This window comes from Rahnella sp. RcJ3 (assembly GCF_009498575.1).
In the GTDB taxonomy this organism is placed as follows: Bacteria; Pseudomonadota; Gammaproteobacteria; order Enterobacterales; family Enterobacteriaceae; genus Rahnella; species Rahnella aceris.
Map to the genome: position 1 here is coordinate 524,811 of NZ_QSNX01000001.1, position 12,097 is coordinate 536,907.

General features: G+C 51.5%; 13 protein-coding genes. All 13 read left to right on the top strand.

Features of this window, described 5'->3' with window-relative positions:
• Positions 1-12: 12 nt before the first annotated feature.
• The 13 genes from rpmF to ptsG all read left to right on the top strand — a co-directional run bounded on the left by rpmF (position 13) and on the right by ptsG (position 11,983).
• The gene (gene rpmF, locus DXU84_RS02505) at positions 13-180 is read left to right on the top strand and encodes a 50S ribosomal protein L32 (RefSeq protein ID WP_013576249.1); all 168 of its coding nucleotides are present in this window, start codon (positions 13-15) and stop codon (positions 178-180) included.
• 48 nt (positions 181-228) lie between these two features.
• Positions 229-1,263 (top strand): phosphate acyltransferase PlsX, encoded by a 1,035-nt coding sequence (gene plsX, locus DXU84_RS02510; RefSeq protein ID WP_013576248.1) that lies wholly within the window; start codon positions 229-231, stop codon positions 1,261-1,263.
• A 6-nt stretch (positions 1,264-1,269) separates the two neighbouring features.
• Entirely contained in the window at positions 1,270-2,223 is a 954-nt protein-coding gene (locus DXU84_RS02515) for a beta-ketoacyl-ACP synthase III (protein WP_013576247.1), read from the top strand.
• Positions 2,224-2,241: 18 nt separating this feature from the next.
• Positions 2,242-3,171 carry an ACP S-malonyltransferase gene (gene fabD, locus DXU84_RS02520; protein WP_013576246.1) on the top strand — a complete coding sequence of 310 codons (930 nt, stop codon included), beginning with the start codon at positions 2,242-2,244 and terminating at the stop codon, positions 3,169-3,171.
• Between the two features lie 13 nt (positions 3,172-3,184).
• Entirely contained in the window at positions 3,185-3,919 is a 735-nt protein-coding gene (fabG, locus tag DXU84_RS02525; RefSeq protein WP_013576245.1) for a 3-oxoacyl-ACP reductase FabG, read from the top strand.
• 153 nt (positions 3,920-4,072) lie between these two features.
• The gene (gene acpP, locus DXU84_RS02530) at positions 4,073-4,309 is read left to right on the top strand and encodes an acyl carrier protein (protein WP_015690190.1); all 237 of its coding nucleotides are present in this window, start codon (positions 4,073-4,075) and stop codon (positions 4,307-4,309) included.
• 101 nt (positions 4,310-4,410) lie between these two features.
• Positions 4,411-5,652, top strand: a complete 1,242-nt coding sequence (gene fabF / locus DXU84_RS02535; RefSeq protein ID WP_013576244.1) for a beta-ketoacyl-ACP synthase II — start codon at positions 4,411-4,413, stop codon at positions 5,650-5,652.
• Positions 5,653-5,878: 226 nt separating this feature from the next.
• Positions 5,879-6,676 (top strand): aminodeoxychorismate lyase, encoded by a 798-nt coding sequence (gene pabC, locus DXU84_RS02540; protein ID WP_153374705.1) that lies wholly within the window; start codon positions 5,879-5,881, stop codon positions 6,674-6,676.
• Between the two features lie 17 nt (positions 6,677-6,693).
• On the top strand, positions 6,694-7,719 hold the full coding sequence (mltG, locus tag DXU84_RS02545) for an endolytic transglycosylase MltG (RefSeq protein ID WP_013576242.1): 1,026 nt from the start codon (positions 6,694-6,696) through the stop codon (positions 7,717-7,719).
• Positions 7,709-8,359 carry a dTMP kinase gene (tmk, locus tag DXU84_RS02550; protein WP_013576241.1) on the top strand — a complete coding sequence of 217 codons (651 nt, stop codon included), beginning with the start codon at positions 7,709-7,711 and terminating at the stop codon, positions 8,357-8,359. Before mltG ends, tmk begins: the two co-directional genes overlap by 11 nt.
• Positions 8,356-9,375 carry a DNA polymerase III subunit delta' gene (gene holB / locus DXU84_RS02555; RefSeq protein WP_131638038.1) on the top strand — a complete coding sequence of 340 codons (1,020 nt, stop codon included), beginning with the start codon at positions 8,356-8,358 and terminating at the stop codon, positions 9,373-9,375. The genes tmk and holB overlap by 4 nt, the downstream gene beginning before the upstream one ends.
• Before the next feature lie 41 nt (positions 9,376-9,416).
• Entirely contained in the window at positions 9,417-10,217 is an 801-nt protein-coding gene (locus tag DXU84_RS02560) for a metal-dependent hydrolase (RefSeq protein ID WP_153374707.1), read from the top strand.
• Between the two features lie 332 nt (positions 10,218-10,549).
• Positions 10,550-11,983 carry a PTS glucose transporter subunit IIBC gene (gene ptsG, locus DXU84_RS02565; RefSeq protein WP_013576238.1) on the top strand — a complete coding sequence of 478 codons (1,434 nt, stop codon included), beginning with the start codon at positions 10,550-10,552 and terminating at the stop codon, positions 11,981-11,983.
• The last annotated feature ends 114 nt before the right edge of the window (positions 11,984-12,097 follow it).

The following is a 12,097-nucleotide window of genomic DNA, read 5'->3' on the forward strand; positions in this document are numbered from 1 at the left end:
GGAGTAAGGTCCATGGCCGTACAACAGAATAAACCAACCCGTTCTAAACGTGGCATGCGTCGTTCACATGATGCTCTGACCACTTCCACTCTGTCTGTGGACAAGACTTCTGGTGAAACTCACCTGCGTCACCACATCACTGCCGACGGTTTCTACCGCGGTCGCAAGGTAATCGGCTGATATTTGTCTGCAACTTATTCACGTGATAAGTGCTGGCAAGGCGATACCTTGACTCGTCTAACCATCGCGTTAGATGTAATGGGCGGAGATTTCGGTCCTTCCGTCACAGTGCCTGCTTCATTGCAGGCACTGATCTCTAATTCTGAATTAGACCTCCTTCTGGTCGGCGATCCCGACGCAATCACACCTTTCTTAGCCAAAGCCGATCCTTCTTTAACAGAAAGAATTCGGATAATTCCTGCTGAATCAGTTATAGCCAGCGATTTACGCGCGTCGCAAGCTATACGAGCCAGCAAAGGAAGCTCGATGCGTGTGGCGTTGGAACTGATCAAGAGTGGTGACGCACTGGCGTGTGTCAGTGCCGGGAATACCGGCGCACTGATGGGATTAGCCAAGCTGGTTGTCAAGCCGCTGGATGGTATTGAGCGTCCGGCGTTGATGAGCGTGCTACCTAACCAGCAACGTAGTAAAACTGTGGTGCTGGATCTGGGCGCCAACGTTGAGTGCGACAGCACGATGTTGGTCCAGTTTGCCGTGATGGGGGCTGTGATGGCCGAACAGGTGGTGGGGATCACGAATCCCCGCGTTGCCTTGCTCAATATCGGCGAAGAGGAAAGCAAAGGGCTGGATAATATCCGTGAAGCCGCCGCGATTTTAAAAAATACCGCACTAATCAACTATATCGGTTATCTTGAAGGTAACGACCTTCTGACCGGTAAAACAGATGTGATGGTGTGTGACGGCTTTGTGGGTAACGTTACGCTCAAGACCATGGAAGGTGTAATAAGGATGTTTTTGTCACTGTTAAAATCCTCGGGAGAGGGTGGCAAGAAGGCCTGGTGGTTGAAATGGTTAGGTCGGATTCTGCAGAAAAAATTGCTAAAGCGTTTTAGCCATCTCAATCCCGACCAGTATAATGGCGCATGTTTGTTAGGATTACGGGGCATCGTTATTAAAAGCCACGGCGGAGCAAACCAGCGTGCGTTTGCTGTTGCTATCGAACAGGCTGTGCAGGCGGTGCAGCGGCAAGTCCCTCAGCGGATTGCCGCGCGCCTTGAAGCTGTATTACCCAAGAGTGACTGATCGTACATGTATACAAAGATTCTCGGTACGGGGAGCTATTTGCCCGTGCAAGTTCGGACTAATGCCGACTTAGAAAAAATGGTGGATACCTCCGACGAGTGGATCGTCACACGTACGGGTATTCGTGAACGTCGTATCGCTGCACCGGATGAGACTGTGGCCACAATGGGCCTGCACGCTGCTGAAAAAGCACTTGAAATGGCCAGCGTCAGCGCAAGCGACGTAGGTTTGATCATTGTTGCAACAACCTCATCTTCACATGCATTCCCGAGTTCAGCCTGCCAGGTGCAGAATATGCTCGGCATCAGGGATTGCGCAGCGTTCGATCTGGCGGCGGCATGTGCAGGTTTCACCTATGCGCTGAGCGTTGCCGATCAATACATTAAAAACGGTGCTGTAAAATACGCGCTGGTGATCGGATCTGATGTGCTATCCCGTAAACTCGATCCTGAAGATCGTGGCACGGTGATCCTCTTTGGAGATGGTGCTGGCGCAGTATTGCTGGGAGCTTCCGAAGAGCAAGGCATCATCTCCACTCACATGCATGCCGATGGTCATTACGGTAATCTGTTGACGTTGGCGTACCCTAGCCAGTCAGAACCAGAAAAACCTGCTTATGTCACTATGGCAGGTAATGAAGTCTTCAAAGTCGCGGTGACTGAGTTGGCGCACATTGTTGATGAAACCCTGACGGCAAATAATCTCGACCGCTCCGCTCTTGACTGGCTGGTGCCACATCAGGCGAACCTGCGTATCATCAGCGCAACAGCGAAAAAGCTGGGCATGGGCATGGATAAAGTCGTTGTTACGCTCGATCGTCATGGCAATACGTCGGCGGCTTCGGTGCCTGCAGCACTTGACGAAGCGGTCCGTGACGGCAGAATTCAGCGCGGGCAATTAGTGTTGCTCGAAGCATTTGGCGGTGGCTTTACCTGGGGCTCGGCGCTGGTACGTTTTTGATTTAACAGGATGATAAAAATGACAAAAATAGCGGTGGTTTTCCCTGGTCAGGGTTCTCAGACACTCGGTATGCTGGCTGATTTAGCCGCTGCGCATCCGGTGGTTGAAGAAACATTTGCCGAGGCTTCTTCGGCACTGGGGTACGATTTATGGCAGTTGGTGCAGCAGGGGCCGGCTGAAGAACTGAATAAAACCTGGCAGACGCAACCGGCATTGCTGGCCGCTTCTGTCGCCATATGGCGCGTATGGCAGCAACAGAATGGCACTCAGCCTGTTCTGATGGCTGGCCACAGTCTGGGTGAGTATTCCGCTTTGGTTTGTGCTGGTGTACTGGATTTTAAACAGGCGATTTCTCTGGTTGAACTGCGCGGTAAGCTGATGCAGGAAGCCGTTCCGGCCGGAACTGGCGCGATGTATGCGATCATTGGTCTGGATAATGATGCCATTGCCAAAGCTTGTGAAGAATCTGCACAGGGTCAGGTTGTTTCTCCGGTGAACTTTAACTCACCTGGTCAGGTTGTGATCGCGGGTAACAAAGAAGCCGTAGAACGCGCTGGTGCAGCATGTAAAGAAGCCGGTGCAAAACGTGCTCTGCCTCTGCCTGTCAGCGTGCCTTCACATTGTGCACTCATGAAGCCAGCCGCTGAAAAGATGGCGATTGCGCTCGAAAATGTCACTTTCAATGCGCCACAGTACTCTGTCGTGAATAACGTTGACGTGAAAGTCGAAACGTCTCCTGAAGCGATCCGCAGTGCGCTGGTACGTCAGTTGTACAGCCCGGTTCGCTGGACTGAGTCTGTCGAATACATCGCTGCACAAGGCGTAGAACAGTTATTAGAAGTGGGACCAGGTAAAGTGCTGACCGGTCTGACCAAACGTATTGTTGACACCCTGACGGCTGCCGCTGTGAATGACACGGCAAGTCTGGCAGCGGCGCTTGAACAGTAATAAGAGGATGAGTATGAGCTTCGAAGGCAAAATTGCACTGGTTACCGGTGCCAGCCGTGGTATTGGCCGCGCAATCGCAGAAAAACTGGTTGCTGGTGGCGCGAAAGTGATCGGCACTGCGACCAGCGAGAAAGGCGCAGAAGCGATCGGCGAATATTTAGGCGAAAATGGCAAAGGTATCATGCTCAATGTGGTTGATTCTGCATCTATTGAGCAAGTATTGGCGACGATTCGAGCTGAATTTGGCGAAATTGATATTTTAGTTAATAATGCCGGCATTACCCGTGATAACCTTCTCATGCGTATGAAGGATGATGAGTGGCAGGATATCCTGGATACGAACCTGACTTCAGTGTTTCGGCTGTCAAAAGCTGTCATGCGGGCTATGATGAAGAAACGGTGTGGACGGATTATTACAATTGGTTCCGTTGTTGGCACCATGGGTAACGCAGGGCAGGCGAATTACGCGGCGGCTAAAGCTGGCTTGATTGGTTTTAGTAAGTCTTTGGCACGTGAGGTCGCTTCACGTGGCATTACTGTCAACGTCGTCGCTCCTGGCTTTATTGAGACGGATATGACAAGGGCGTTGACAGATGATCAACGCGCAGGCATTTTGTCATCAGTTCCAGCCAACCGGTTGGGCGATGCCAAAGAAATTGCCAGCGCCGTTGCTTTTTTAGCCTCTGACGAGGCCAGCTACATCACGGGTGAAACATTACATGTCAATGGCGGCATGTACATGATTTAAAAATTACGAAATTATTTGCGTTTTTTGCGGTAAAAACCGCAAAATAGAGCAAATTCGTGGTTTGAACAGCCTGGATTTAGTTGCATCTTTTTCAACATTTTATACACTACGAAAACCATCGCGAAAGCGAGTTTTGATAGGAAATTTAAGAGTATGAGCACTATCGAAGAACGCGTTAAGAAAATCATCGTTGAACAGCTGGGTGTTAAACAGGAAGAAGTAGTGAATGCTGCATCTTTCGTAGACGACCTTGGCGCTGATTCTCTCGACACCGTTGAGCTGGTTATGGCTCTGGAAGAAGAGTTTGATACCGAGATCCCTGACGAAGAAGCTGAAAAAATCACTACTGTTCAGGCAGCAATTGATTTTATCAACGCTAGCCAACAGTAAGCGTACATGCTTTAAGTTTAGATAGTTAGGCGGTCATTTGACCGCCTAAGTTTTTTTTATCCCACGGTATTACTACTTTTTTCCCTCCCTGGAGGACATACGTGTCTAAGCGTCGAGTTGTAGTGACTGGACTGGGCATGCTGTCTCCTGTCGGCAATACTGTAGAGTCCACTTGGAACGCTCTCCTTGCCGGTCAGAGTGGCATCAGCCTGATCGACCATTTTGATACTAGTGCCTACGCAACGCGTTTTGCTGGCTTAGTAAAAGATTTTAACTGTGAAGACTTCATCCCGCGCAAAGATGCCCGCAAGATGGATGCCTTTATTCAGTATGGTATTACTGCCGGTATTCAGGCGATGCAAGACTCCGGGCTTGAGGTAACTGCTGAGAACGCGCCACGCATTGGTGCGGCGATCGGTTCCGGTATCGGTGGGCTTGGTCTGATTGAAGAAAACCATTCCTCATTGGTTAACGGCGGACCCCGCAAAATTAGTCCTTTCTTCGTTCCATCCACTATCGTCAACATGATTGCAGGTCATTTGAGTATCATGTTCGGGTTGCGTGGGCCGAGTATTTCTATTGCAACAGCCTGTACTTCTGGGGTGCATAATATTGGTCATGCAGCGCGTATCATCGCTTATAACGATGCCGACGTGATGCTGGCAGGCGGCGCGGAAAAAGCCAGTACCCCGTTGGGCGTCGGTGGATTCGGTGCAGCACGCGCGCTTTCTACGCGCAATGACAATCCTCAGGCGGCGAGTCGTCCGTGGGATAAAGATCGTGATGGTTTCGTACTGGGTGACGGCGCAGGTATTATGGTGCTGGAAGAGTACGAACATGCCCGTAAACGCGGTGCAAAAATTTATGCTGAAATTGTCGGTTTTGGCATGAGCAGCGATGCTTACCATATGACATCACCGCCGGAAGATGGCGCGGGTGCGGCATTGGCGATGGAGAACGCACTGCGTGACGCGGGTGTTTCTGCGGCTCAGATTGGTTACATCAACGCACACGGCACCTCGACTGCGGCGGGTGATAAAGCCGAAGCCCAGGCGGTTAAATCCGTCTTTGGTGCCGATGCGCATAAAGTTATGGTCAGCTCGACAAAGTCGATGACCGGCCATCTCTTAGGCGCAGCGGGTGCGGTGGAGTCCATTTTCACCTTGCTGGCATTACGCGACCAGGCGGTTCCGCCGACCATCAATCTGGATAATCCGGATGAAGGTTGTGATCTGGATTTCGTCCCTCACGAAGCGCGCCAGGTTAAAGATATGCAGTATTCCTTGTGCAACTCGTTCGGTTTCGGCGGTACCAATGGTTCGCTGGTATTCCGTAAGATCTGATCCCGCACAAGCTGTGTTTGTGAAGGCCCGTTAATCGGGCCTTTTTGTTGTCTGAATTAAAGCGAAGACTGAATACAACAATGCGTAAACGGGATGCGTGTTCCTGCTGGCAGCGCGTGTCAATACGATAAAGTAAGAATGCTCTCCTTGATGCGACAGACCGGCTCACGCAGGCTCTGCTGTCAGAGAATCGTGACCATAAGCTCCAGAACCGGAGGAAGTAACCATGTGGATTAATGGTGTGGCGGCCGCGATGTTGTCGGCAAGTGACCGTTCAGTGCAGTTTGGCGACGGTTGCTTTACCACAGCCAGGGTGTCAGACGGTGTGATTGTGTTTCTGGCCGGGCATATTCAGCGTCTGCAACGTGCTGCGTCGGTACTGCGGATTGAAGGTGTGGACTGGACGGCTCTGGAACAGGAAATGGTTCTGGCTGCCGGACAGCAGAAAGAGGCAGTGGTTAAAGCCGTCGTGACGCGCGGGCAGGGCGGCCGAGGTTACAGCGCCGCAGGTTGCTCTGCGCCGACGCGTATTGTTTCTGCGTCTGATTATCCGGTGCATTATCACGCGTGGCGGCAACAGGGCGTGAAACTCGCGCTGAGCACGGTCACACTGAGTAAGAACCCGTTGCTGGCCGGAATAAAACATCTTAACCGGCTGGAACAGGTAATGATCCGCATGCATCTTGACCAGACAGATGCCAATGAAGCGCTGGTGGTTGACACCTCGGGCTGCCTGGTGGAATGCTGTGCGGCAAATTTATTCTGGCGTAAGGGAAATCAGGTGTTTACTCCGGATTTATCGCAGTCCGGCGTTGATGGTCTTATGCGTCAGCACATCATCCGCGTACTTGAAGCGACATCCCCCTGGGTTGTGAACATCGTCAGTGAATCTGCGGAAACATTATCAGATGCTGACGAAATCCTGATTTGTAACGCCCTGATGCCCGTTCTGCCGGTGAATCAGGTCGATGACAAATATTACATTTCACGGCGTTTGTGCGATTTCCTGCTCCAGAGCTGTTAAGAAAAAGTGATTAAACAATGACAAACAAAAAGACCAAAATCTTCGCCCTCATTGCCCTGATTCTGTTAGGGCTGGCGACGTTTGCCTATCAAAAAGTAAAACAGTTTGCGGATCGCCCGATCAATGTCAGCAGCGAAACGATCTTTACCCTTCCCGCAGGCACGGGACGCGTGGTACTGGAAACACTGCTAATTGATAAAAAACTGATGAAGCCCAATCCGTGGTTTCCGTGGTTATTACGTTTAGAACCTGAACTGAGCGAGTTTAAAGCTGGTACTTACCGTTTTGAAAAAGGCATGACAGTACGTCAGATGCTTGAGCTGCTGAAAAGCGGTAAAGAGGCCCAATTCAGCGTTCGTTTTGTAGAGGGCTTTAAGCTCAGCGACTGGATGAAAGTTCTGGATAAATCAGAGTATCTGAAGCATGAACTCAGTGGTAAAAGTGGCGAAGACATTGCCGCCGCGCTGGGCGCAACGGACACCAAAAATCTCGAAGGCTGGCTGTATCCGGATACTTACCATTACACTGCGGGCATGACCGATTTATCTCTGCTCAAACGTGCTCACGTAAGGATGGAAAAAACGGTGGCGGATATCTGGAAAGGCCGCATGGATTCTCTGCCGTATAAAACACCTGCTGATATGGTCACCATGGCGTCGATCATTGAAAAAGAAACTGCAGTTAAAGATGAGCGCCCTGAAGTCGCTTCAGTATTTATTAACCGCCTGCGTATTGGTATGCGATTGCAAACCGATCCGACGGTGATTTACGGGATGGGTGATAAATACACTGGCAACATCACCAAGAAAGATCTGGAAACGCCGACTCCGTACAATACCTACGTGATCACCGGCCTGCCGCCGTCGCCAATTGCGATGCCGAGCGAAGCCTCACTGCAGGCCGCCGCGCATCCGGCGAAAACCCCGTATCTATACTTTGTCGCAGACGGCAAAGGCGGGCATACTTTCAGCACCAACCTTGAGAACCATAACAAGGCGGTTCGTGTGTACATAGAGGCGCTTAAGAATAAGAATGAAAAGTAACTTCATTGTGATTGAAGGCCTTGAAGGGGCAGGGAAAACTACTGCTCATGACGTGGTCGTCAATGCTCTGCGTCAGCACGGCGTGGGCGAAATCGTCTTCACCCGTGAACCGGGTGGAACGCCGCTTGCTGAGAAATTACGCGATTTATTCAAACGCGGCGTCGATGGCGAAAAACCTACCGTGAAAGCAGAAGTACTGATGCTTTATGCCGCCCGTGTTCAGCTGGTCGAAACGGTAATTTTGCCTGCACTGGCGCGTGGCGCGTGGGTTGTCGGGGACCGGCATGATCTTTCTTCACAGGCCTACCAGGGCGGTGGTCGCGGGATTGATGCCAAACTGATGACCTCCTTGCGTGATACCGTCCTGGGTGATTTCCGTCCTGATTTGACGCTGTATCTTGATCTGCCTCCGGCTATCGGATTGCAACGTGCCCGTGCCCGTGGGGAACTGGATCGTATTGAGCAGGAAGCGTTGCCTTTCTTTGAGCGTACGCGTACGCGTTATCTCGAACTTGCTGCCGGAGACAGCCGCATCAAAACCATCGATGCCTCCCAATCCATTGAGCAGGTCACTGCTTCCATCGAGCTGACGTTGAAAAACTGGTTCGATGAGCAGGTTTTACAAGGCAACGCATCATGAACTGGTATCCGTGGCTCAGTGGCCCGTACAGACAACTGGTCGGGCAATATCTGACGGGGCGTGGCCACCACGCTTTGCTGATGCATGCGGCTGCGGGGATGGGTGATGAGGCGCTGGTGTATGGTCTGAGTCGATGGTTGCTGTGCCGGCATAAGGACGGGGAAAAAAGCTGCGGAACCTGCCACAGCTGCCAGCTGATGATTGCCGGAAACCATCCTGACTGGCATATTCTCCAGCCTGAAAAGGGCAAAAGCTCTCTGGGCATCGACCCGGTGCGTCAGCTTATTGAAACGCTGTATAACTATTCGCAACAGGGCGGCGCAAAAGTTGTATGGATCCCTCAGACAGAGATGCTGACCGAAGCAGCGGCCAATGCCTTGCTGAAAACGCTGGAAGAACCGCCTGCTGGCACTTATTTCCTGCTCGGTTGCCGGGAGCCTTCGGCTTTACTGGCGACGATCCGCAGTCGCTGCTTCTACTGGCATCTGCCGGTGCCTGAAGAAACGCTGGCGGTGCACTGGATTAACCGCCAGCTCAGCGCGGATCCGGTCGCGATTAAAACCGCCCTGCGTTTGGCCAACGGCGGGCCATTATCGGCCATTGAACTGTTGCAGCCGGAGCGCTGGAAACAGCGCGTGGCGCTTTGCCAGCAGCTTTACGTTCAGTGCCAGCAGCAGGATATGCTTTCTCTGTTGTCCCAGCTTAATCATGAGGATGCCGCTGAACGCCTGTACTGGCTGGCGACGTTACTGCTGGATGCTGTCAAATGGCAGCAACATGCCGGGCAGTTCATCATTAATCACGATCAGCAACCGCTGATTGCTTTGCTGGCAGGCGCGCAGTCTAACGCATCTCTGCAACAGTCGGTTACGGCGTGGATGCACTGCCGTCAGCAATTGATTTCCATCGTGGGCGTAAACCGCGAACTGCTGCTGACAGAACAGCTGCTGGAATGGGAACAAATGCTTCAGGGGGCGGTTTCCCCGTCAGTTTTCAGTTCCGCGCTATCGCGCTGATATACTCTTTATCTTCAACATACCGCAACGAGTTAATTATTATGTTTTTAGTCGATTCCCACTGCCACCTCGACAGCCTGGATTACAACGAGCTGCATTCAGGCGTGGACAGTGTGCTGGAAAAAGCCCGCGAACGTGATGTGAAATTTATGCTGGCCGTCGCAACAACCCTGCCGGGCTATCGTGCAATGACGCAGCTGATTGGTGATCGCCCGGACGTGGCATTTTCCTGCGGTGTTCATCCGCTGAATATCGACGATGGTTACGATTTCAACGAGCTGCGTCAGCTTGCCGCCAGCCCGAAAGTGGTGGCGATGGGGGAAACCGGTCTGGATTATTTTTATCAGAAAGAAGCGCATCAGCTGAAACTGCAGCAGGACTCTTTCCGCGAGCACATCCGTATTGGCCGCGAGCTGAACAAACCGGTGATCGTCCATACCCGTGATGCCCGCCAGGATACGCTGGATGTTCTCAAAGAAGAGAAAGCAGGGGAGTGCGGTGGTGTACTCCATTGCTTCACCGAGGATTTGCCGACCGCAAAATTCCTGCTCGATTTGGGTTTTTATATCTCTTTCTCCGGAATTGTGACTTTCCGTAATGCCGATACGCTGCGTGAAGTGGCACGTTACGTCCCGCTGGATCGTCTGCTGGTAGAAACTGATTCGCCATACCTGGCACCGGTTCCGCATCGCGGAAAGGAAAACCAGCCTGCTTATGTGCGTGACGTTGCCGACTACATGGCAGTGCTCAAAGGCGTGAGCGTGGAACAACTTGCCGAAGCCACGACAACCAACTTTTCACGATTATTTCACATCGATTCTTCTTCCCTGATGTCACTTTAGGCCAGGTCATATTCTCTGTATTTATTTTTCACTTCGTAATTAATCCTCTGAATGAGGTATTTTGGCACCGTTTTAGGCGGTGTCAGGGGGCTTTTATTCGGATTTTATGTTGATAAATGGTGGCTTTTAAGACGCTCTTACTGCATTTTTCAGAAAAACGTGACTGCCATCAAACATTAACAAAGGGAATTATTTTACCCTGCGTAAAAATTAAAAGGGGTGCTCAGACACCCGACAGCAAAAGGTTCGCAACACTTTTGCAAAGCGGTTAGTTATCAGGCTAAACCGCAATAAGTATCAAAAAGAATCATTACTCAGGAGCACAATCAATTATGTTTAAGAACGCGTTTGCAAACCTTCAAAAGGTCGGTAAATCGCTAATGCTGCCAGTATCCGTACTGCCAATCGCAGGTATCCTGCTTGGTGTCGGTTCTGCAAACTTTAGCTGGCTGCCACTGATCGTTTCTCATGTTATGGCCGAAGCCGGTGGTTCAGTCTTCGCTAATATGCCTTTGATCTTTGCTATTGGTGTTGCCTTAGGCTTCACTAACAACGACGGTGTTTCTGCACTGGCGTCCGTTGTGGCATATGGCATCATGGTGAAAACCATGGCGGTTGTGGCTCCACTGGTTCTGCATTTGCCCGCTGAAGAAATTGCAGCCAAGCATCTGGCCGATACCGGCGTACTGGGCGGTATCATCTCCGGTGCGATTGCGGCTTACATGTTCAACCGTTTCTATCGTATCAAGTTGCCAGAATATCTGGGCTTCTTCGCCGGAAAACGTTTTGTTCCGATCATCTCTGGTCTGGCTGCGATTATCCTGGGTGTGGTTCTGTCCTTCATCTGGCCGCCAATCGGTACAGGTATCCAGACCTTCTCACAATGGGCGGCTTACCAGAACCCGGTCGTGGCATTCGGTATCTACGGTGTGGTAGAACGTGCACTTGTTCCGTTTGGTCTGCACCATATCTGGAACGTTCCATTCCAGATGCAAATCGGTGAGTACGTGAACTCTGCAGGTCAGGTGTTCCACGGCGATATCCCACGTTATATGGCCGGTGACCCGACTGCAGGTAAACTGTCAGGTGGCTTCCTGTTCAAAATGTACGGTCTGCCAGCCGCTGCGGTTGCTATCTGGCATTCAGCGAAACCTGAAAATCGTGCAAAAGTCGGCGGCATCATGATTTCCGCTGCCCTGACTGCGTTCCTGACCGGTATCACTGAGCCAATCGAATTCTCCTTCATGTTCGTTGCGCCGATCCTGTACGTGATCCACGCGATTCTGGCCGGTCTGGCATTCCCAATCTGTATCCTGTTGGGTATGCGTGACGGCACCAGCTTCTCGCACGGCCTGATTGACTTCATCGTTCTGAGTGGTAACAGCAGCAAAATCTGGCTGTTCCCAATCGTAGGTGCGGTGTATGCGGTTGTTTACTACAGCATCTTCCGTTTCCTGATTGCGAAGCTGGATCTGAAAACACCTGGTCGTGAAGACTCTACCAGCGAAACCACCGCGCAGGGCGGTTCTGAAATGTCCGCCTCTCTGGTTCAGGCTTTCGGCGGCAAAGACAACATCACTAACCTTGATGCCTGTATTACCCGTCTGCGCGTCAGCGTAGCGGACGTCTCCAAAGTCGATCAGGCTGGCCTGAAAAAACTGGGTGCGGCAGGTGTTGTGGTTGCAGGTTCTGGTGTTCAGGCGATTTTCGGTACCAAGTCTGACAACCTGAAAACCGATATGGACGAGTACATGCGTAGCCATTAATGGTGAGCAATGTCTGGTTCTGAGAAAGGAGGCTTCGGCCTAATGCCGGTCACTTAAGGTGACCGGCATTGTTTTTTAAGGGATATTTCGACCTTTTTTCTCTCACTTCCCTCG